The sequence below is a fragment of the Spirillospora albida genome, from assembly GCF_000718255.1.
GTDB lineage: Bacteria > Actinomycetota > Actinomycetes > Streptosporangiales > Streptosporangiaceae > Spirillospora > Spirillospora albida.
The window spans coordinates 1-369 of record NZ_JOFJ01000078.1 but is presented as its reverse complement, the minus strand read 5'-3'; the positions used below and the strand labels follow the sequence as shown (position 1 = coordinate 369).

Here is a 369-nt window from a genome sequence, read left to right as displayed (position 1 = left end):
GTTGCGGTACGAGTTCATCGCCGCGATGTTCTGATTGATACGCAGACCCATGATTCTTCCTCCTTGATACGGGTCCCAGTGGCCATCCATGGCCGGTACAGGCTCCCCATCGACACGTGCCGACGGATGCTGAGGATTCCGGGCGGACTTCTTCCGGAGATCGTCCGCCGCCCAGCCGTCCCCGCCCGCACGATCGCCGAAAGGGGCGGCCGGCTGGTGCCGGCCGCCCCTTCACGTTCTGGCGATGCCTCTCACCCGTGCGGGGTGATCTAGCCGAGGAGCTTGAGGACCGACTGGGGTCCCTGGTTGGCCTGGGCCAGCATGGAGGTGCCGGCCTGGGACAGGATCTGGCTGCGGGTGAAGTTGACC

1 protein-coding gene is annotated in these 369 nt (G+C 65.9%); it reads right to left on the bottom strand.

All coding sequences use genetic code 11. From position 1 onward, the window contains the following. Window positions 1–269: 269 nt before the first annotated feature. On the bottom strand, window positions 270–369 hold a 100-nt coding region (locus IE99_RS33805; RefSeq protein WP_425423870.1), incomplete at its 5' end, for a flagellin.